Origin of the sequence: Lysinibacillus sp. LK3 (genome assembly GCF_001043675.1) — a bacterium.
GTDB lineage: Bacteria > Bacillota > Bacilli > Bacillales_A > Planococcaceae > Lysinibacillus > Lysinibacillus capsici.
Genome location: NZ_LDUJ01000014.1, coordinates 538,818 through 558,896, shown reverse-complemented (window position 1 = coordinate 558,896; position 20,079 = coordinate 538,818). Strand labels below are relative to the sequence as shown.

Genomic DNA, 20,079 nt, shown 5'->3' with positions numbered 1-20,079 from the left:
TCTACACCGCCCTTAGATGTCTTCCATGTCTGTTTGCTAAAAAATTGCTAAGATTTAACTTTTATTATAGAGTAAACAACCCTGCCATAAAATAGTAATAATCAACTAGATTCCCTTTTACGATGCTGCTAAAATTCATATTTTAGTAAATACTTATACATTCCTCCTTCCCTTTTTACTGAGAAACTATGCATAGGTTATGATAATTAAATGATGGTGGCTTATTTTGTAGATTTTTTGTTAGCTCCTTTTTCTCATGCTGCTAAATGGCCTACGGACTTAGGTGAGTGACCTTCTCCTTACTGGGAGAGGGCTCTCACCTCTTTGAGCAGGTTCGCCACCTTTTGGAGATGGCTCCCCTCTCTTTTCGAACTGCTCCCTCACTTTTAGCAGCAGCTCTCCCCGTATTTGATGGTTCCTATAAAAAGCCGGTTATCCACCACCGAACCTCAGCTATATAATCCCCCTTTCTATTAAGACGTTAGGAACCATGAAAAAGTTGAGGTTTTTTCATTATTTTTCCTGCTATAAAGCTTCGAAGGCCGTTAGGGCATCTTCAATATGTGGGGGTGGGTTCCATATATAGCTAGGAGCATTGGTTGTAATGAATAAAAAAGATTTCCCTTCTTTCTCGATTATGGTCGCCAGACACAGTCCTGCTTCTGGGGTATAGCCTGTTTTTCCACCTATTATCGGACTGTCTAGACCCGGTAATTTTGTAAATAATGAGTTTGTGATGATTAATTGATTGGGAACATAGGTTGTGTAGTTTTTTGAGGTAAATATTTGATAAAAGGTAGGATTTTCTAATGCATATCGCAGAAGCTTGCTGATATCCCGCACGGTGGATACATGTGCCTCATCATGTAGGCCACTGGTATTAACAAAATGTGTGTCATGCATGCCTAATTCTTGCGCCTTGTTATTCATCAACGTGACAAATTTGTCCTCACTGCCAGCGACAGCATCTGCAAGTGTTCCTGTTGCATCGGCACCTGAGGCAAGGAGTGTACCATACAATAAATCCTCCATCGTGACAAAATCTCCTGCTTGAAAGCCTGCCATCGAAGCATTTTGTGCCGTATAGTTCGCAATCGTTTGGGGCTCTACAATGGTTTGTGTTTGTAAATTATCTGTCATCTCTATGGCAACGATGGCTGTCATGATCTTTGTTAAAGATGCAGGATAAATAATAGCATCCGCATTTTTTTCGTATAATACATCGCCCTGTTCATTGAGTAACAAAGCATTTTGACTATGTAATGATGGCAGTTCTAGATGCGTGAATTCATATGTTTTGCTTGTATAATAAAATAAGAAAACCATGATACAAATACAGCCTACTAACATCCACTTTTTCATAAAAAACGCCTCCTACACATTATAAGAGGCGGCATTTCTGAATATTCCTTGAGAAAAATGGGATGCGCTCAAATATTTTCACAGGTAAAAATCATCATCGAAATTTGAACTAATTCTTGTAATCTCTTTATTTTTTAATTTGAACATTACATCTTGAGAAACCTCTAACTTGAGCGTCTCTTCTTTGCTTAGACTTGCATAGACGCCGCGTAAAATACGACCAGTTAAGCCATGCGAGACAATAATCACTTTTGAAAGTGGTTGAATCGTTTCAAGCAAAGCAGTTAATCTGCTTACAACAGCTTCATAGGTTTCCCCATCTGGTGCACGAAAATACCAATTGAAGGCATCTGTGTTCGTTAACAAGGCAGGCCATTGTTGCTGTATTTCCGCCATGGTTAATCCAGCCCATTGTCCCACAGCAACCTCTGTTAAACGTGGATCCTGCCTCACCTTGTTGCTGTCATAGCCCAGTGTTTCACAAAGTATGGCTGTGCTTTGCATGGCTCTTCCCATTGGACTTGATAGGATGGTCCATTCATCTGCATCGCCAATGAGTGATTTCAGCATGCGTGCATTTTGCTGAACCTGCTCCCGACCACGCTCAGTGAGTGGTGAATCAAGCTGTCCTTGATATCTCCCTTGTGTATTATAATTTGTCTCACCATGGCGAAGTAAGTAGATCATTTGCTCCATTTTATATCCCCCATTCTGCTCCCCTTATTAAAGTAAAATTGCTGTTAAACTAACACCAGCACATAAACAAAGCTAAGAAACAAGCATAAAGGACTATACCATTTTGAATCATTTTGAGCAAATGTGGAATGCTTAATCGTTTTAAAAATACCAACATACTTAAAATCACCAATTGCTCGTAGCAAAAATACTAGCGCACAAACGATACTTCCTACTTTTGAAAAAATAGAGGCTTGAAAAAATGGCATGAAGCCTCCTTGAACAAGGATGATACCACTTGCTAGCATCAACAGCATTGCAACAAAGAGCGTTCCACATTTTCTCGGCGTAAAAACAGCTTGTTGGCTGCCTTCTTTCATAGGAATAACAGCTTCTGTACCCCATCGACCACCAAAGGCCCAATAAATATGTAGGATACTAATGAGCCCTAATAGTCCCACTGCGACAATTGATAAAATAAACATGTTCTACCTCCTCTTCATTTACATACGCTACCGTATGTTCTGGCGTTAAATATAGTCCCTCAAAGCCCATGTTAGCTCCGAGAGACCTTCTTACTGTATTAACAGCTTAATCATTTTTTCGAGATCGAAATGAGGATTGGCTTCAAATCGTGTCATCCAGCCTATATAGGTTAAATAAGCTAATCTTGCACGATCAGTGGATTCGTCTATGCTGATACCACTTTTTTGATAGAGTGTCGCCACACAGGCTATTCGCTGCTCCTCTATTTGAACGATACGCTTTGCGACATCTGAATCATATTTGGCCCAAGCATAAATGCCTATCTCCATCTTTTTATTTTTGTGAAAACTTATCCGTAAAAGCTGCTCTAAAGTAGCATCAACTTGCGCCATATTTTGAATAATGGCCTTTGTTGCGTGGTTTTCCCAATAGTCTAGCATGGCATCTAATAGTTGTTGACGATCAGGAAAATAATGATAAAAGCTACCTTTACTAATGTTTAATGATCGAGCAAGTGCTTCAATACGTACTTTATGAATCCCCGCTTCTGCTAATTGCTCTAGACCCGCTCTAATCCAATCCTCTTTCGTTACTTGCATAATTGCCCTCCAAAAAATACGTTAGCGTATGTTTTGTCTTATATTACCACTTTATACATCACTCATCAACTTTTATCGTTTTTATGGCGTACATTAATATGATTATTCACTGTAACATGAACTGTTACTAGTCGTGGTAAAATACATGCACACACTAAAATAAACACTAATAGCTTTTTCATGAATTTACTCCTTGTCTTAAAAAGTATTGTCAAACAACTTTTCTGCAATGCCCTGTAAAATATCCTGCTCCTCAAATGTCATGAGTTCTTCTCTCGAGATTGTTGCCTGTTGAATCAATCGGTTTGATTGGATCGTCACTAGTTTCTCAAACAAGTTTCGAATATAACGACCATTCGAGAAATTAGGGATGGTTTCAATTGACATATGACGTAGCTGTGTTTTCATATGTTGGGCAAATGCTTCGCCAAATTGATAATCGTTCGTTTGACAAAGCATCGCAAAAATATCATAGAGTTCATCCGTGCTAAAATTATCAAATTGTACAAAATGATTAAAGCGAGATTTAAAGCCTGGATTAGATTGTAAAAAATCTTCTATTAGCTCTGTATAGCCCGCAACAATAATTACCAAGTCATCACGTAGATCCTCCATTGCCTTTAATAAACTATCAATAGCTTCCTTCCCAAATGCATCCTGTTTATCATTTATTAATGAATAGGCTTCATCAATAAAAAGTACCCCGCCCTTTGCTTTGTTAACGACTTCCTGAACCTTTAACGCTGTTTGTCCAACATAGCCAGCGACTAAACCTGCACGATCTGTTTCCACAAAATGCCCACTTGAAAGGACGCCAAGATGCTTGTAGATTTGGCCAATAATGCGGGCCACTGTTGTTTTACCTGTGCCTGGATTGCCCGAGAAGACAAGATGATACGTAATAGGAAAGCTTGTTAAACCATGATCCACACGCAGACTTTGAATTTTAATAAAGTTTATTAAATTATGTAATTCCTTCTTTGCATTCGGAAGACCTACAAGACTATCTAATTGTTTTTGTAGCTTGGCAATCTCTTGCTCGACTTCAGGTGTAATGCGTAACCGCTCATCGTTAATAAATTCACCACTATAGATAATTTTGCCTTCTTCATTATAATAATCGCCTCGTCCATGTTTTTTGCCTTGAACGAGGTCACCAATATAGGAAGCTTGCCCATTGGCATAATAGAGCGTTCCTTGCCCTGTCATCATATCCTCTTTAAATTGCCCTTCCGCTTCTAAAATTCCATCCCTAGAATATACTTTGCCTTTACCATGCTTTAGGTCCTCAAAGAAATGACCTTCATAGTGGAGATTAGTTACACCACGTGCAAGCTCCTCAGCTGTTGGTGATTCCGTAGGATAATATAGCTTCCCAGCCCCTTGCATATGATGCCAAATAAAATCGCCCTCATATTGTAAAAATCCATTTGGATAGTATTGCTTGCCTTTTCCCTTTTTCATGCCATGGACAAAGTCACCCTCATACTGCGGTTGATTTAAATGTGGATACTGTGCGCGTAGTGTTTGATAAGGGCTAATTACTTCTTCTTCATAATATAAAACACCATAGCCATCCATTAAATCATTGCGAAAATGACCTTCATAATGGATATGACCATCCTTATATAAAATGCCATGACCCTGTTTTTTATTTTGTATGAATTCACCCTGATAAATGAGTTGTCCTTTCAAATACATAATGCCATTGCCTTGCTTCATATGATTGACGAATTCACCCTCGAATAATAATTCTCCCTCTTGATCAAATAGCGTGCCTTTGCCGTCATAAATATCGTGACCGAAATCATTCTTCTTGACGCCACCTCGATACATGATGATTCCACTTGGGTAAAATAGTTCTTTTTCTTCATGATTATGTGTCATTTAATTGCCTTCCTTCATCATTTCAGTATATGCTCAATTATAGCGTGGAAAAGAATACATATGTGTGAATTTTTAGAATTTAAGGAGACAAGCATGAAAAAAAGATACAAACTACTTCTAGGCATTTTACTACCACTACTTATTCTGTATATCTCGACAATGCTGTTAACACGAGACACTGATTTTACAACAGAGGTAACAGAACGTCTCGAAATGGAGGAAATTCATGAGATTGAAATTATTCGTTCCTCAGATGAAAAAACAGTAACGATTACTGACGCAGCAGAAATCAATCAAATTATGCAGCCATTCAAGGACCTACCTTTAAAAAAGGTGTGGTTTTCGAATTCTGATTCTCATGAAGCATACTGGCTAACACTCTCAATTAATGACAACAGAGAAATTGGCTTGCGTTTAGATGATGACCAGCATTTATTCGTGTATTTATATGAGGAAAATTACATGAAAGATTATAAGCTCACTAAGGATATCGATACGACATTTATCAAACAATTGTTTCAGTAAGCGTAAAAACCCGTGCATGTACGCACGGGTTTTTATATGTAACGATAATTTTGCTGCATAGCTTGTAAGGTCTCAATGATCTCTTCTCTCAGTTCAATTGGCTCTAATACCTCCATATCGGCTCCTTGACTTAACAACCACTCTTTCACGCCATATTCTAACACTTCTGCCTCAAAAACATATTCATGATTGTTTTGTGAAACTAGGTGGGCTGTTGGGAAACGACTGTAGACTATTTGAGGAGAACGGCCTTTATAGAGAAGACGGATATGAGTAAGGTCATTAGTGTCCTCTACTTGTAATGGATGTACAGATGGAAATTCAAAATGGATAGTCATTTCACGAAAATGCTGAATACTATCCATTCTGTAAACAGTTGGGGTTTCTTGATTATCTCCTATTAAATAAAAATAATGTGTTGAAAAGATAACAGCGAGCGGCTTTAAAATTTTTGTAGTTGGAATCGCTTCACCCTCCTGTAAATAATCAATTGTAATGACCTTTCTCTTTTGTATGGCTGTTGAAATTCCCCATATCAAGGACAATAATGACTTGTTTTGATGGATATCTTCATATACAATTTTTTCATTTAATAACAGTTGATCGTCTGCTACACGTGAGAGAAGTTGATTAACGATCTCACCGATATCCGATTTTACGAGAGCTTTTGAGGCAATCAGTATTTTAACGATGACTAGTACCTGTTCTTTAGATAAACGATTGTTTTTTGTATGCATTAATTTATACACTTTTTCTGTACGTACATATTGTAAATGGTAATCTAGCTTAGCCTTTTCCAGATACGTACGAATTTCATCGATATCCCGTTGTATGGTTTTTTCACCAACCTGATGTGTCAATGCTTCTTGCTTCTTGTTGATTCCTTGGCCATCCATCAATCGATCAAACATCGATAGTACGCGATAGCCTTTGCCTTGTTGTGAATCTACCATATATCCCACTCTTTCTTCTATCATGCCCAGCTTGCAGTATATTGGCCATAAATAGCCCTTCTACTGATTGCGTCCAGATTTTTTGCGAGTTGCTCAAAAAGCTCCTCTTCAAAATCTGTGACCTCCGCTTGGGCTTTTATCTTGATTCAGTTGGTGTTTTGACACCTACTCCATTTGTGCATTCATCTCATTATCTATAAACTGAATCAAGATAAAACTTCTACTTTATTGGTATAATTTGTACTATACGCATCCTATAATAAATCACCATTCAAGCAGCACAATAGACTGTATTTTTGACATAATTAACTAAAATTTTACAGCATTTTAGATGAATGTGTCACTTTTTAACCATTGAAAAAGGACTTCCATTGAATGAAAGTCCTTGTACTCTTTTATTTGAATTTTACAGCTGTTCCATATACCAATACTTCGGATGTACCATCCATGACAGATGAAGTAGCATAACGAACGCCTACAACTGCATCTGCACCTAATTGTTTGGCTTCCTCTACCATTGCCTCTGTGGCAATTTCACGAGAGCGCACAAGCATCTCCGCATACTCCTTCATTTCTCCACCGACAATATTGCGAAGACCTGCTATCATGTCACGACCAATATTTCTAGATTGAACAGAATTCCCTTTCACTAGCCCTAATGTTTCCATGATATCTTTTCCTGCCACCATGTCTGATGTAGCTAATAGCATCATGATGCCTCCCCGTTCTGTAGTTTTTGTATGGCTTTCACAGCCTCTTCAATAGAAGATGTAATCACGCCATTGCGTTTAATTAACCCCACAACAAATAAATTACGATAAACAAACTGATTCTCTAGCCCATCTCGGATCAGTGCCTCTATTTTTTGCATATTGTCCCGCCCTTGCTGACGAACATCTGTTAGCACACCAATAATGGGACGATTCAGCATCGAAAACGCACCTATCTCTGCGGCAACGCCTGAATCAATTTCCACCCCATCTAATACAGCTATCAGAACATCGCTATCCTGTAGCATCTCTAAATCTGCTTGGGCAATCGCTAAGCTATCTGCATAGGCAGATTTATCATTGATGGTCTCATTCTCCTGAGGTACATATAATGCGATGCCTGGTGCTGCCTCGCGAATAGCTGCTGCCAATTGTTCATTTACAAAACGATCGCCTAACGAAAATAACCCATTTGCTAAATATGCTTTCATGTATAAAACTCCTTAATCAATTGTTTTTTCAAATATAATTTTATGTCTGCCTTTTTCATCAATAAATGTTGATAATATATCGAAACCATGCTTGAGGTTGGTAATGAGCATGGCTTTGAATGTATTTCTTCCGTATGTACGAACTTTGTGAAAGCCTAAAGTCTTGATATGCTCATGCTGTTGTTTCATTAATTGACTTGCAATTCCCTGACCTCGATGTGCTACATGAACGCCACCCAACCAACTATAAAAAATATCATCTGGTTGTGGGTAGCCTAGTTTAAAGCCGATCAATGTGTCACCTTCCACTGCCAATATGCAAAGAAGGCCTTCTTTCTTTTCTAGCTTTTCGAGTGGCAAATTTGCTCCATCAAAAACGTGAGCGTGGATTTCTTGTAATTGTTCAAGCCAAGCATAGGGTATGCCTTCAATCGTCACAATATGCATATTCATCACCTCTGTCTGTCATTATAGCAGTTCTATAGCCTGAAGAAAAAGGTAGGCATCTGCTCCAAAAGCAATTATTATCACTGCATAAAAGTAACTATTTTCCATCTAAGCTATTTTCGACACCCACCAAATTCAGTATACTTGACCAAAATACAAAACAATAGCTAGGAGGAAATTCGATTGACACCATTTACTAGTTGGTTAACGAATTCATTGCGCCCCTATTTCGGCCTACATACTTTAGAAGCACATTGGGAAACGATTCCGATTCGAGAGGATTATTTTATTTGCCTTGAAGGCGATCTCATTAAAAAAAGAATTTTCGTGAATGAGCATAGCTACCAAGAAGCGGATGTCGACATTTTAACACGTAATCGTGAAGTCATTGTCCCTCAAACTGCGCGTGGAAAAGAAAAGAAATTGAATTATACCAATATCTCCGCTGTGAAAGCTGCAGGCGTTGTTTTTTCTGCTGGTCTAGGTAATGAAAACCATCCATCTAGCTATATCACAGCTCGTAACACTAAAACATATTACCAGCTACCATTAACAGGCTTTGAGCATTTAACGACTAAGTCGGCTCTCTTGAATTGGTTAGAGCAATTTCCCTCCCAGCTTCCTGCTGATTACTCAGACAAGCTAGAAAAGCTAACCAAGATGAAAAGTCTACGCTATAAGACTGTGCCAGGTGATATTTTTCGTGTAGAAATCGATTTATTTGTAGATGGCTATGTGCTTGTCATTGGCGATTTACGTCAAATGCAAAAGGATCATCTTTTTGGAGAAGATAGTATTTGGCATAATGTAATGACAATGCCATTGTTTGTACGTCCCTATTTGTTGACAACGACAGAGCGCCTGCCTTCTCTTGAGGAAATCATATCTGCTCCATTGGCCCCTCAAACCCATATTGTGATGGATGACCATTTTATGCGAGGATGCTATGAAAAGATAGGCCATAAAATGTTAACAGAATCCGATATTGTCTTTCCAATGGGCTATGGCGTGACACTAAACTATGGGAAAGAGCCTCGATATCGTCTATCCTGGGGGACAGGAACAATTAGTAAACCTGCACCTTCCACCTCCTATCAAACAGCTAGCCGTTTTACCAATCATGGTGTCTATGCAGGCGTTTCCAGTGATTGGTTGAAGCAAGAGGAAGGAATTGTAACAGAGTCGCTAGATCATCCACACTTCCGCGAAGATCGTCAGCGGGCACTCGCTGAATTTAGTTTTCCAGAAGATATCTCCTACGATGACTTTAATCGCCAAACGGGTGGATTGACCCGCACCCAATATATTCATTACCTCAATAAAACCTATTATCGTACACAAAAAAAATAGAGGGAGCTTCTAGATGCTCCCCCTCCACTTTTTCATCGATGGTTGATTTCATCCAATAATTACTTATAATATAGAGATATCATTAACCAACTTCCATCACTAGAGGTGCATTTTGTATGTATTTTGGCATTATTCCACTGATTCTTTTCATCGTTTTTCTTATTTCTTACTTTAAAGACCCAAGAAAAATGATCAACGGACTATTATTTAATCTATTTGTCTGTTCATTTCTGCTATTCTGCGTCATTCTATCTTTAGCATCTGACCATTACTTTTTAAGGCTTATTGTCATTATTCCACTGATTGCTCTTTTCATTTTAATTCCTTTTGGTATTGTGGCTTTAATGTTTGGTTTATTTTTAAATGCGAGAGTATTAATGAAGCGAGAAGGTAGACGTTTAGCCAATTCCTTAACATTACTTGTGGCGATTGGCATTTTACTTTTTATCCTATTACCGATTATCAATCCAGCGAGTTTGTTTTCAGTCCACCTCCAGCCCATTTTTGGTGGAATTTCACTCATTACGTTTTATTTTTTTATCCATTTATCCAATTTTTTATCTGCTTATTTTCTCTACCAATTCAATCGCCCTCGATTGAATCAAGATTTTATTATTGTACTAGGCAGTGGATTAATTAATGATAAGGTGCCTCCACTTTTAGCTAGTAGAATTCAAAAGGCAATTGACTTCTATCATAAGCAAGCAGCAGTGACTACTCCACCTACCATTATTTTCTCTGGTGGACAAGGTCCTGATGAAAATCTACCCGAAGCTGAAGCGATGCAACGATATGCAATAGAAAAAGGCATTCCCATTGAGCATACACTCCAGGAGAACCGCTCTGTGAATACCTATCAAAATATGTTATTTTCTAAGCAGCTCATGGATGATCGGAAACAGGGTGAGGCCTATAACAGTATTTTCACCACGAATAATTTCCATCTTTTTCGTGCGGGTATTTATGCAAGACTTGCGGGCTTAGATAGTCAGGGCATTGGCTCTAAGACAGCCTTTTATTATTGGCCAAATGCGATGATTCGTGAATATGTAGCGATTGTTGTAATGGCACGAAAACGACATATGAAAATGATTGGACCTATTGTAATCATTTCGATTGCGCTATCTCTATTCAGCTTTTTCTTTGTATAGGTTCTAGGAAATGGATTCGTACACTTTTTATAGAAAGTGTTACGAATCCTTTTTGATGCTATCATACCCAAAATTTCTTCAGCTGTTGTTCATATAATGTCTCATAGTAAAGTTTTCGAGGATAGCGTTGTTCTTGTAATACCTGATAGAGAATGGATTGACCTTCCTCATAGCGAATCCCCTCATCACAATTATCAAATAGTTTTCGTGTCAGCTGTCTTACTAGGTGAACATCTTTTGTGTTCACTCTCCAGCCAAATTGAATTAAATCCAGCTGATCGAGCGGATCTCGATAAGTATCAAGTACCACACAGACATGTGGTTGCTGCTTATTCGAAAATACTAAAACATGTCCTGTATGAATGGATTGACCAAAATAACGTTCGTAAATCTCTGCTATCGGTACTTGGATTTCAAGCACATCCATGATCGTCTGTAAAGTTGGATGTGCTATATAGTCATCGCTTGTCTCATCTGGATATTCAACCAACTCCATGATGGAAGCCATCATCCAAAAATCATAGGTCATTTCCAATCACTCCATCTATTTTTATTGTGGCAAACGGTTAATCGCTTGTTCCACCGTCTGAATAAGATAGGCTAAGTTGGTCTGCCATTCTGGCCAACTCTTGGACTCTTGCCATAATTCTACAATCTCTCTACTACCATGTTGATCAGGTACTTCATCTCTAATGTCCTGTAAATACCGCAATATAAATGTCAAAGAGCTTTCATCTACAACCCATTGTATTTGTTCATCCTTACTTTCTTGACCATGAATGGTTCCCGTATTCAGATATTGACTATAAAGCTCTGCCAAAGCCAGGGCACTTATATCGTAGAAAAAATCTATATCCTCCAATGTTTTACCAAAAAAGCCTTGCTGTTTCATAGCCTGTACAATATCCGATAATGTTAGCTGATTGGATTCCTTATGCTGTTCCATAAACTCCCGCAAAAACGCCACTACATCTAAACCTTCATCACTTTCCAATGCTTTGTATCCCCAAGCCCCCATCTCACTGCACCTCTCTTATTTATTCTAGTAAAGCTCTGGTAAAAGTAAAATCTGCACGCATGACCATGACAGCTGTTCATTATAGTAGCCGCTCTTAAAATTCCTTTGCTATATCAATAATCCTCAGCTTTATAGGTAGGAGGCAAAGTAAAACTTCATCTTTTCCTGTGAATAGCCATCCTGTCCTCTCCAAGTCGCCATTGACATAAAATCAGTTCCACGTCCACGCTCCTTGCGATAATCATCCTTTGATACGAGTAGTCCCGCATAACCCCAGATTTCCATGACTACATCTCGTTCATGTTGATTGGACTTGAAAACATCTTTCCAGCGCTTTTCAAGCTGTCTAGCTGCATCTGTGTCGTTACAGGATTCTATTGCTGCTACCATCTGTTTTAAGATGGCTACGTCATCCTCACTTACATTCAATGCTTCTTGTTCTTTCACTAGGCATTCTAAGTCTAGTAAACAATAGATGAGCCAATTGAGGCGAACCCCTCCCCACTTGATGCGTTCAAAATTAAGCACATTTAAATCTTCATTGACATACGTAGCATTGGACATGATTTTCCGCTCATTACAGTAGCCACAGCCACTATAGGAGACCAATGCCACAGGTTGTTCATCATACGTATGCATTGGTAAATTATGCGTAAGAGCCCAGCTCGATAAGGCACTGCGTAAATGTACTTTGCGCGTCGATAAGCTATGCAAAAATGCCTTTACCACAAGCTCCTTTGTTAAGAATTTCTCATGCAGCTGTCGCAATCTTTGTACACATTCATCATGGGAAATCGTTAATCGATCAAACATCAAGCCCTTACTTTTAGCATATTGAAAATCTTCTTCTGTATAGGTATAACCACCTGAACGCCATCCACCAGATTGCCAATAGGTTTGCATTAATATTTTCCTTGCTTTTTGGTCCATTATTCTCTCCTCGCTAGCTAGCACTTTAATTTTTCTTGTAAGGTTAGTGCCATCTCTTTCCATGGTCGCTTCCAATCGGAACTCGCTATCTCTTCCTCTGTTAGTGCTAGCCAATATTCTCCTTCCATTAGCTCAAACATGTCTATCATGGTAATAGGGGCACAAACTGGATTAGCTAATGCTGCGAGCATAGGCTCGGGGCCATCATCCCAGTTATAGCTATTGACAATGGCATGTAAAATAACAGCTGATGATACCTTGCTTATGCGCTGGCACATTGTATTGAGAGAATCCTCATATAAAATGGCATCAACTTGCTGTTGTTCTTCTGCATTCAAAGTTAGACGGATTGCACCTGGTGTATCTACCAATAAATCAGCGATTCTTGCATGCTCCCTTGCCGCAAACCAAGCTGTAGCGGTAATCCCCTCTGGCTCAGATAAATTTACACCCTTTGCAAGTAGTAAAGAAATCACTTTTTTCTGCTTAAACTTTACCGCTTTTTTCAGTGCTGTATCACCAAGCTTATCTCGTGCCTCCAAGTCTATATGCTGTGCCAAAAGAAGCTTGATTCCTTCATGTGGCATTCGATTTGTTATAAAAAGCATCAATGGTGTTCTCCCACGTGCATCTCGCTCATTTACATCTAATTTACTAATAGCCTCCCCAACGACCTCTAAATCCTTGGATTTACTCACTTCCGTCCATTCCATTCGTCTACCCCCTTCAGGAATCCATCCATTGCAGTAATTTCTCAAGTTCATCCCTTATTGGTGCTGATTCTTGCTTTAGTCGCTGAGCAAGCTTCTTGGAACTACCGAATATTCGATATAAAACAAATGGACGCTGATAATCTGCTTTCTTTTCAAGTTCTTGTCCGAGTGCCACGAGCAAATCTAAATCCATGATGTCAATGTTCTTTATTGGCTTAGCTGATTCACTTGCACCAAGTAAAATAGCTACAAACACAGGCATCATCTCTACTGATAAGCCATGTGCTTCAAGAAAGGCTTCCGCATAAGCATCTTGTACGGATTGATGCTCTGTATCAACGAGTAACATATATCGTTGAACAAGTGGAAAATAATCCTTGCTATAAAGTCCTAATCCAAAAACCGCATAGGTGCTGGGCATAGCTGATTTTTCACTCGGCTCAACATCCTGATACCAAGCAAATTCCTCCATAGCAAGCTGGGCATAGTCCGTTAATAAAGGGAAAAGATTTGGATATTGTAGGCAATTGGCGAAAAATTGATGAAGCTTTGATTTAGCTAACTTTTTAATAGGAAGATAATTTTTCGCTTTACTCTTTAAAGTCAGCTTATAGCCCTTTGGAAAACCTTCTTGTAGCAGTTGAATGATATAGTAAAGGGCTTCACGATAAGCGTTTTCCTCTTCTACCATCACTCGTATATCAATCGTTTGTAAAATATCATTTGCCTGTCCTTCGAATACATCCCGCTTTCTTATACTTTCAAAACGACCGCTTCCTTTTTCCAAATAATTAGCTGCCTGCAGCGAGCCAAGCTGCTTCGCAAGTTCCAAGTATTCTAATCGAGTGGCTGGCTCTTTTTGACCAATCTTCAACGCGACATAAAGAAAGAAATCTAGTTTTTCCTGCTCTAGTTGTTGTACCGAGTCCTCTGTTTTCAATACCCACTCTTTCCTATAATCGCCTGCTTGTTCAAAATAGTGCGTTAAAAAATGCTCCTCTGCCCACTGCTTAAAGGCCATTGTATAATAATAAATCCATTTGTCTAAACGTTCTTTATTCGCCCGATGCTTTTCTTGAAGCCGATGAATAAATGGTTCGACTTCCTCAGCTGTTTGATGGAAAAAATGTGGATTGACCAAATGCTTCGCAAGGAAAAATTCATCATTGTCACTTGGTCTTACTGGTAGCTCTGCCATCACCTTTGTTTCTATAAAGCTTGCCAGCACTTGTTTCGTTGACGCTAGTTTACGATTATTCAACAGCTCCTTTTGATAATGAAGCACCGTTTTATCATGTTCAAATTCCAGCACAACCTCAAAGCGGTAATCAAAAAATCGGGGACCGTATTGCTCAGATTGAAATACTTCCTCTGTTTTAGTACATAAAGCACTAAAAAGCTCTTCAATATGCTGGACATCTGTAAATTCTTGTATGTATGAACCCGCTTCCACCTTATAGGAGCTATCACTCCAACTAAATGGCTCATAAACATCTATAAAGATTGTTCCATTAGGACTTTTTCCTTTTTTCCAGGCAACTTTCAAATATTGAAGGATGCCTGCTTGTAACCTACTTTGCTCTTTCAGCCCTGTTATTCGTTTACTCTCTTGTTGATAAACAGCCGTGATTTGCTCCCACACAGCCGCTAGAAAATGCTCTACACACTGCTTCACTTTACATCCTCCCTTTCTATGGTTAGAGAAAAATCTCCCGCTAAAGCCTTAGCGAGAGATCCATCTTATCCGATTGTTTTCACAACCGCTCCTTCTTGATTTTTAATATGTGTCTTCAAAATTTGAAAACTTACACCAGCTAAAGAAGAAATAGTGAATTGACTTTCTTGCGGTATCAGCCTCTGACTTAATTCTTCTACCGCTGCCTTGTTCAATGTGATCGTAATCTCTTGACCATTCTCTGAATAGCCTATCTGAGGGCCTGCTTTAAATATTATCGTTATTTGTTGACCGACTAAGGTAAGATCTTTATCTTTCAGAATACGTCCACGTAATAATTTACTAATGACAGCTGCTTGCTTTGCTCCAAGTTGAACAACATTAGACGGTTTGTTAAACCAGCTCTTTTTTTCTACTTCCCAAGCAAGTTGATCTACGAAAAGAAACCCCGTATTAGAGCCATCTTCCTCCATTCCTCGCACAACTGCCTCGGCAACTTCAGGATTTTGTAGGAGAGAAGTTCTTGTTAAATCCGTAGTATAGCTTGGTATTTGCTTCATGCCAGCCTGTAGTACACCAAGTGTATTCCATGTCTGCATCGCTTCTAACTCATCCTCTGAAATACCGACCATTTGGATAAACTCCATCTTGCCATTTGGTGTATCGATTTCAGCAAGCTCTGGATCATGTGTAAAGGCTAGTGCCGTTAATTGTGTGTCGGCATCGAGGCAAATCGGACCATTTGCATCCAAATAATCTCCCGCTCTAAAAACATTACCACTATTAAACACATATCTGCCCATATTCTGTAGTAAATTCAATGCCCAAGCAGGTGGCTCGTCCTCATCTAGTTGACGTACTAGTCGAAATGTTAATTCAAATCCATATCCACTATAGTCCTTGTTTTCAAATTCCTTTTCATATAGTTCCGAGAAGCCATATGTAACAAGATGCCAATGCGGAATGGATGTTTCGCTTTTATAAACACTAATTCCATCTAAAGGATCTTGTCCTCCTAGTGAATAGGGAATCAAAGTTCCATAATGCTTTGGCTCCTGCTCACCATATACCTGTGCTAATGCCTGATCAATCGCATCCCAGCCAACTGCTGCTATTTCATCACTCATTTCCATATCCTCCTTGCTGATATCACTCGTAGAACGTACGTATCTATTATTTATGATAGCAATTTTATGGTGACTCTTTTAACAGGAATAGGACTCATTTTCCAATTTCCAGCAACTAGGTTTATTGACATTCTATATGGGGTAAATATGACTAATATTGATGACGCCTTAGCGTAATTGCGTTCATTTTTTTCGGCTTGCTCGAAAAGTATTGGGACACCATTGAATCAAAAAGTACAATTTGTACATTTATCGCACCACCGATAAAGAAGGGTGTTTTTCGCTGAAAGATAAAAAGACAATCCTCTTACAAAATAGAAGATTGTCGCATGAGTGTCTATTTTACTATTTAAACGTCAGGTAGTGCATCTTAACCATATAGCATAGCTGGCTCACGAACCGTTTGTAAATAATCTGCCAATTTCCCTGCAAATACTTTCTCTAAATACGGTAATTGCGCTAGGCAATGAGGCGTCATTAATGCTGGGTTTTGATATATTTTTAGCCCTCCCACCTTTAGTAGCGTCGCTACAAACTGGGAACAAAAATAAGCACGCTCACGTCTCACTTCCTTTTGCATCACCACACCAAAAAGTCCGATAAAATTATATTTATAGCGATCTCGATTCCAGTACATATAACGGACAATTTTCATCATGTCTAAATATTGATAATGTGATATACGACAGCGATAAATAACACAATCCGCACACTCAAATAGCCCTCTTTCTGCATCCTCTCGTAAAAAGCCCCCACTTAACGGATTGTTCAATTGCCTTCGACCAAAGCTATACATTTCAAATAGCCCCTCATCAAAGGCTATGGATGCATGATTCATCTCCTTGCCCGTATACATGCCGATCGCTTTTGATAATAACGTCCCTGTTTTGGTTAATACTATGTAAATCGTATGTGCCATATCTTCACCTACTTCAATATTCTCTCTCCTACTACCAATACGTTTTAAATCTTCAAATGGTTTCGTTAATTTCCTTTTTTTATAATTATACACAGCGAATCTTAAATATTTCCTAGTAGAACCTGAAGATTTTCTTAAGATTTAATAGGCTGGAAGTATTTTTAGAATTGGTTATGACGATGAAAGGATGTTGATTTTTTTACTACCTTTATTTATATGAGCCTAATTGTAGTGTTATGTGTGAAGGGATCGTGAAAATTTTTTCTAAGGTAAGGAATCTATTTGTCCTTTTTATTAAAAGACGCTACTCAATTTTGAGTAGCGTTCACTGAGTAATCATGCATTTAAATCCGTTATGGCTGGGACATTAATTTCTTTTACACAGGAGACTGCTGATAGATTAATTACACATTGCACAAGAGAGACAATATCTTGTACGGGGATTCGTGTACCTTCATATAAATGAATGGCTTTTTCCGCTCCTTCTTCATAGGGTACTTCTGCTGCCAGTTCACCAGGATTAATGCATGTGACAGAAATTTTATCTTTCCTTAAATGTTCACGTAGTGCATTTGTAATGCCCCTTACGCCGAATTTAGATGTGACAAATGAAACTTGTGCATTGTTTGTGTGATCTAAGCCTGCTGTAGATCCAATTAAAATAACCTTTCCCTGCTCCGCTTGTCTTAAGTTGGGTAAAAGTGCCTGAATATATGTAATAGTAGAAGTTAGATTGATATTGATTAATTTCGAAATATCCTCTACTTCATCCTTATCAAATGTATAATCATCTTCAAAACCATGCTTTTCCCATACACCCACATTATAAATTAATACATCGAGCGGAATGCCTTGTAACACTTCTTTTAAAGTGGAAATTTGTTGTTGACTAGACAGATCAATGGATAGCCAGTGACGATTTACTCCATCATTTAGTTCTAAACTATTGGGTCTCGTTCGTGCTACCATCCATACTGTATCTCCTTTGACAGGTAACCCCTTAACAAATGCATCTCCCAATCCTTGGCTAGCTCCAAAGATAATAAAATTCCTACTCATATTACCATCCTTTCTCATGACAAAATGTAATGAAATCTGTAGCTTGTATATATCCTTAAGTGAAAGGAATTTCTGCCTTTCAAAATTATCGCTACTAACTGAAAAGAATGAATAACTTTCACCTTATTTGATCTTATCTTATTTAATGCTATTAATCTCTTTTTATCACTTGAACTTGCCACTGCCTCTTTTACGATTGTCGTATTAAAATTATTGTGAAGAGAACCTAAAGTAGTTGCAGTCACACAGCCTTCTGCAAATAAACCAACAATAATTATTTCTTTAATACCAGTAGCATTTATAAATCTAGTTAGCTCTGGGTCACTTTATATTTGTTATTTATTACCAATAGAATTTATCTGTTTAAACATGCTATCATTTTGTGGATATTGGTTAAAGCAGGTGAAAGATGAAAAGAAAGCTTATTTATACAATAATGTTCGTTTTATTCTGTTTCGTTTTTTTAATGAATCACATTTCTGTCTCTGCAAGTGGCTTTGATGATATAAAAAAACTGCCGAATCAAATGCAACAAGAAGTACAGGATCTAACAAAAAGAAATATTATTAAGGGAACAACACCGACAACTTTTTCCCCAAACACGACGATTACTCGTGGTCAAGTTGTCGTAATGATGGGACGATATATCGAACAGAACGGCATAGCGAAGGTTGATAAAAATTGGGAGGAAATGGATCGTTTTATGGATATGCCCCTTCGTGTGAAGGATCGTGAATTGCTAAAGTATTCAACTTTACTTTACGATAATGGCATCTTTAAAGGAGAAAATGGACGCCTAAATCCATATAATCACATGACACGAGAACAAATGGCACTAACGTTAAACCGACTTATGGTATTAGCCCGAAACTATTCATTGATTGACTATGCCTATGATTTGCAAAGTGATGTAGTGGATATACAGAAAGCAAATAAAGAAGCTAGACCCTATATAGAGGCACTTAATGCTTTAGGCATTTCCAATGTAGATACTTTCTATCCCAAAAACAGTGTGACACGTGTGCAGTTTGCTTCTTTTTTATCAAGAACAATGAAATTAATTGAGCGCAATCACCATGTTATTCATTTTGAAAAAACAGCTGAAGAGCTAGGATTTCAAAAAATTTCAAATGTAACAACGATCAATAAATCCCATTTACATGTGTCCTTTTCTAATTCTCTTCTTCATATTTATGCACGCTATGATGGTAACTTTGCCATCGACGAAGAAGTGGTAATTGAAGGGACTAGCCTTTTTGGTCGCCCTCACGAATCACGATTACAGCTAAGAAATCAATTTATGCAATCAAATGCTTTCTCCATTGTAAAAAAATACATTCCAGGTCAACATGGATATATCAATATGAACCTTTTCTTAATGCATAGTTTTACAGATGCGCATTACAAATTATTAGATACAGGAAAAGAATATGGATCAGAAGCAGGATATTTAGATAAACAAGGTATATCTATGTATTTCATAAACAGTGATTCTGGCATAATAGAGCATACAATCAATGGAACTGTATTATCTATGAAAAATGAAGAAATTATAAGAACACCCAAGACGGTGCATTACCGATATTATTTCGACTATCAAGGTGTGATGGTATCTGATACAGATGCCATGAATCATATCGGTGATAAGCGTTACACAGTAACAAATAATGGAGATGTTCTATTTGAAGGAAAAGTACTAAAAGATCGTACATTTTATTATTTACCTATCATTCGGCCGGTACCTTTTCATACCTATAATGATGATTTCGGTGGATTTACGTATACCGATGATGTGACATTGCAACAAATTTTAGCATTCCACAAAACGGACGGACAAAAATCAAGTATTCCCAGACAATACATGCATCCAAAGGTGCTAGTGATTGATGGGAAGAAAAATATATATGGTACAATTAATCTACGGGATGCAACGTTCGGGACTTTCGAAGAGATTAAAAATTATTAATATTCTTATAAATAAAGAAGCCATCTGGTGTTGTTT

The 20,079-nt window shown here is 38.2% G+C and carries 21 protein-coding genes and 1 pseudogene; 4 read left to right on the top strand and 18 right to left on the bottom strand.

The window, feature by feature from the left end:
* Positions 1-525: 525 nt before the first annotated feature.
* From VK91_RS10705 to VK91_RS10685, 5 genes are all read right to left on the bottom strand, one after another.
* Positions 526-1,362 carry a D-alanyl-D-alanine carboxypeptidase family protein gene (locus tag VK91_RS10705; protein WP_048392520.1) on the bottom strand — a complete coding sequence of 279 codons (837 nt, stop codon included), beginning with the start codon at positions 1,360-1,362 and terminating at the stop codon, positions 526-528.
* Between the two features lie 78 nt (positions 1,363-1,440).
* A complete protein-coding gene (locus tag VK91_RS10700) occupies positions 1,441-2,058 on the bottom strand; it encodes a histidine phosphatase family protein (RefSeq protein ID WP_016993289.1) in 618 nt (205 codons plus the stop codon).
* Between the two features lie 44 nt (positions 2,059-2,102).
* Entirely contained in the window at positions 2,103-2,522 is a 420-nt protein-coding gene (locus VK91_RS10695) for a DUF3995 domain-containing protein (protein WP_048392518.1), read from the bottom strand.
* A 90-nt stretch (positions 2,523-2,612) separates the two neighbouring features.
* The gene (locus VK91_RS10690) at positions 2,613-3,122 is read right to left on the bottom strand and encodes a TetR/AcrR family transcriptional regulator (protein WP_048392517.1); all 510 of its coding nucleotides are present in this window, start codon (positions 3,120-3,122) and stop codon (positions 2,613-2,615) included.
* A 198-nt stretch (positions 3,123-3,320) separates the two neighbouring features.
* The gene (locus tag VK91_RS10685) at positions 3,321-5,009 is read right to left on the bottom strand and encodes an AAA family ATPase (protein ID WP_048392516.1); all 1,689 of its coding nucleotides are present in this window, start codon (positions 5,007-5,009) and stop codon (positions 3,321-3,323) included.
* Positions 5,010-5,102: 93 nt separating this feature from the next.
* Between VK91_RS10685 and VK91_RS10680 the strand changes: the two genes are divergently transcribed.
* Positions 5,103-5,534 (top strand): hypothetical protein, encoded by a 432-nt coding sequence (locus VK91_RS10680; protein ID WP_048392515.1) that lies wholly within the window; start codon positions 5,103-5,105, stop codon positions 5,532-5,534.
* A gap of 32 nt (positions 5,535-5,566) precedes the next feature.
* Here the strand turns inward: VK91_RS10680 and VK91_RS10675 are convergent, their stop codons facing one another.
* The 4 genes from VK91_RS10675 to VK91_RS10660 form a co-directional block, all read right to left on the bottom strand.
* Positions 5,567-6,487, bottom strand: a complete 921-nt coding sequence (locus tag VK91_RS10675) for a YafY family protein (RefSeq protein WP_231595620.1) — start codon at positions 6,485-6,487, stop codon at positions 5,567-5,569.
* A gap of 395 nt (positions 6,488-6,882) precedes the next feature.
* Complete coding sequence (locus VK91_RS10670; RefSeq protein ID WP_004225046.1) at positions 6,883-7,197, bottom strand: YbjQ family protein; 315 nt, start codon at positions 7,195-7,197, stop codon at positions 6,883-6,885.
* The gene (locus VK91_RS10665) at positions 7,197-7,688 is read right to left on the bottom strand and encodes a nucleoside 2-deoxyribosyltransferase (RefSeq protein ID WP_048392513.1); all 492 of its coding nucleotides are present in this window, start codon (positions 7,686-7,688) and stop codon (positions 7,197-7,199) included. Before VK91_RS10665 ends, VK91_RS10670 begins: the two co-directional genes overlap by 1 nt.
* Before the next feature lie 12 nt (positions 7,689-7,700).
* Positions 7,701-8,135: a GNAT family N-acetyltransferase gene (locus tag VK91_RS10660; RefSeq protein ID WP_048392511.1), complete on the bottom strand. Its 435-nt coding sequence runs from the start codon at positions 8,133-8,135 to the stop codon at positions 7,701-7,703.
* A 183-nt stretch (positions 8,136-8,318) separates the two neighbouring features.
* Here VK91_RS10660 and VK91_RS10655 point away from each other — a divergent pair, with 183 nt between their 5' ends.
* Together VK91_RS10655 and VK91_RS10650 are read left to right on the top strand one after the other, a co-directional pair.
* A complete protein-coding gene (locus VK91_RS10655) occupies positions 8,319-9,485 on the top strand; it encodes an immunity 26/phosphotriesterase HocA family protein (RefSeq protein ID WP_048392510.1) in 1,167 nt (388 codons plus the stop codon).
* A gap of 116 nt (positions 9,486-9,601) precedes the next feature.
* Complete coding sequence (locus VK91_RS10650; RefSeq protein ID WP_048392508.1) at positions 9,602-10,636, top strand: YdcF family protein; 1,035 nt, start codon at positions 9,602-9,604, stop codon at positions 10,634-10,636.
* A 61-nt stretch (positions 10,637-10,697) separates the two neighbouring features.
* On the opposite strand, the gene VK91_RS10645 is transcribed toward VK91_RS10650, so the two are convergent.
* The 9 genes and pseudogenes from VK91_RS10645 to VK91_RS23320 all read right to left on the bottom strand — a co-directional run.
* Positions 10,698-11,165 (bottom strand): hypothetical protein, encoded by a 468-nt coding sequence (locus VK91_RS10645; RefSeq protein ID WP_048392507.1) that lies wholly within the window; start codon positions 11,163-11,165, stop codon positions 10,698-10,700.
* 21 nt (positions 11,166-11,186) lie between these two features.
* Positions 11,187-11,654 carry a DUF4259 domain-containing protein gene (locus tag VK91_RS10640; protein WP_048392504.1) on the bottom strand — a complete coding sequence of 156 codons (468 nt, stop codon included), beginning with the start codon at positions 11,652-11,654 and terminating at the stop codon, positions 11,187-11,189.
* A 129-nt stretch (positions 11,655-11,783) separates the two neighbouring features.
* On the bottom strand, positions 11,784-12,584 hold the full coding sequence (locus VK91_RS10635) for a hypothetical protein (RefSeq protein WP_048392502.1): 801 nt from the start codon (positions 12,582-12,584) through the stop codon (positions 11,784-11,786).
* Between the two features lie 17 nt (positions 12,585-12,601).
* Complete coding sequence (locus VK91_RS10630; RefSeq protein ID WP_048392500.1) at positions 12,602-13,297, bottom strand: DUF4274 domain-containing protein; 696 nt, start codon at positions 13,295-13,297, stop codon at positions 12,602-12,604.
* 13 nt (positions 13,298-13,310) lie between these two features.
* A complete protein-coding gene (locus tag VK91_RS10625; RefSeq protein ID WP_048392498.1) occupies positions 13,311-14,972 on the bottom strand; it encodes a DUF6138 family protein in 1,662 nt (553 codons plus the stop codon).
* A gap of 65 nt (positions 14,973-15,037) precedes the next feature.
* Positions 15,038-16,099, bottom strand: coding sequence for a suppressor of fused domain protein (locus VK91_RS10620; RefSeq protein WP_048392496.1), 1,062 nt, complete (start codon positions 16,097-16,099; stop codon positions 15,038-15,040).
* A 370-nt stretch (positions 16,100-16,469) separates the two neighbouring features.
* Positions 16,470-17,018: a hypothetical protein gene (locus VK91_RS10615; protein WP_036076496.1), complete on the bottom strand. Its 549-nt coding sequence runs from the start codon at positions 17,016-17,018 to the stop codon at positions 16,470-16,472.
* A 336-nt stretch (positions 17,019-17,354) separates the two neighbouring features.
* Complete coding sequence (locus VK91_RS10610; protein WP_048392494.1) at positions 17,355-18,077, bottom strand: SDR family oxidoreductase; 723 nt, start codon at positions 18,075-18,077, stop codon at positions 17,355-17,357.
* Between the two features lie 14 nt (positions 18,078-18,091).
* Positions 18,092-18,388: pseudogene (locus VK91_RS23320) on the bottom strand (isochorismatase family protein); the annotation flags it as partial.
* Between the two features lie 98 nt (positions 18,389-18,486).
* Here VK91_RS23320 and VK91_RS10605 point away from each other — a divergent pair.
* Positions 18,487-20,043, top strand: a complete 1,557-nt coding sequence (locus tag VK91_RS10605; protein WP_048392492.1) for an S-layer homology domain-containing protein — start codon at positions 18,487-18,489, stop codon at positions 20,041-20,043.
* The last annotated feature ends 36 nt before the right edge of the window (positions 20,044-20,079 follow it).

What these genes read in the sequence shown, in the direction of transcription:
- VK91_RS10705 (WP_048392520.1), bottom strand. Translation starts at nt 1,362, where the DNA reads ATGAAAAAGTGGATGTTAGTAGGCTGTATTTGTATCATGGTTTTCTTA.
- VK91_RS10700 (WP_016993289.1), bottom strand. Translation starts at nt 2,058, where the DNA reads ATGGAGCAAATGATCTACTTACTTCGCCATGGTGAGACAAATTATAAT.
- VK91_RS10695 (WP_048392518.1), bottom strand. Translation starts at nt 2,522, where the DNA reads ATGTTTATTTTATCAATTGTCGCAGTGGGACTATTAGGGCTCATTAGT.
- VK91_RS10690 (WP_048392517.1), bottom strand. Translation starts at nt 3,122, where the DNA reads ATGCAAGTAACGAAAGAGGATTGGATTAGAGCGGGTCTAGAGCAATTA.
- VK91_RS10685 (WP_048392516.1), bottom strand. Translation starts at nt 5,009, where the DNA reads ATGACACATAATCATGAAGAAAAAGAACTATTTTACCCAAGTGGAATC.
- VK91_RS10680 (WP_048392515.1), top strand. Translation starts at nt 5,103, where the DNA reads ATGAAAAAAAGATACAAACTACTTCTAGGCATTTTACTACCACTACTT.
- VK91_RS10675 (WP_231595620.1), bottom strand. Translation starts at nt 6,487, where the DNA reads ATGGTAGATTCACAACAAGGCAAAGGCTATCGCGTACTATCGATGTTT.
- VK91_RS10670 (WP_004225046.1), bottom strand. Translation starts at nt 7,197, where the DNA reads ATGCTATTAGCTACATCAGACATGGTGGCAGGAAAAGATATCATGGAA.
- VK91_RS10665 (WP_048392513.1), bottom strand. Translation starts at nt 7,688, where the DNA reads ATGAAAGCATATTTAGCAAATGGGTTATTTTCGTTAGGCGATCGTTTT.
- VK91_RS10660 (WP_048392511.1), bottom strand. Translation starts at nt 8,135, where the DNA reads ATGCATATTGTGACGATTGAAGGCATACCCTATGCTTGGCTTGAACAA.
- VK91_RS10650 (WP_048392508.1), top strand. Translation starts at nt 9,602, where the DNA reads ATGTATTTTGGCATTATTCCACTGATTCTTTTCATCGTTTTTCTTATT.
- VK91_RS10645 (WP_048392507.1), bottom strand. Translation starts at nt 11,165, where the DNA reads ATGACCTATGATTTTTGGATGATGGCTTCCATCATGGAGTTGGTTGAA.
- VK91_RS10640 (WP_048392504.1), bottom strand. Translation starts at nt 11,654, where the DNA reads ATGGGGGCTTGGGGATACAAAGCATTGGAAAGTGATGAAGGTTTAGAT.
- VK91_RS10635 (WP_048392502.1), bottom strand. Translation starts at nt 12,584, where the DNA reads ATGGACCAAAAAGCAAGGAAAATATTAATGCAAACCTATTGGCAATCT.
- VK91_RS10630 (WP_048392500.1), bottom strand. Translation starts at nt 13,297, where the DNA reads ATGGAATGGACGGAAGTGAGTAAATCCAAGGATTTAGAGGTCGTTGGG.
- VK91_RS10620 (WP_048392496.1), bottom strand. Translation starts at nt 16,099, where the DNA reads ATGAGTGATGAAATAGCAGCAGTTGGCTGGGATGCGATTGATCAGGCA.
- VK91_RS10615 (WP_036076496.1), bottom strand. Translation starts at nt 17,018, where the DNA reads ATGGCACATACGATTTACATAGTATTAACCAAAACAGGGACGTTATTA.
- VK91_RS10610 (WP_048392494.1), bottom strand. Translation starts at nt 18,077, where the DNA reads ATGAGTAGGAATTTTATTATCTTTGGAGCTAGCCAAGGATTGGGAGAT.
- VK91_RS10605 (WP_048392492.1), top strand. Translation starts at nt 18,487, where the DNA reads ATGAAAAGAAAGCTTATTTATACAATAATGTTCGTTTTATTCTGTTTC.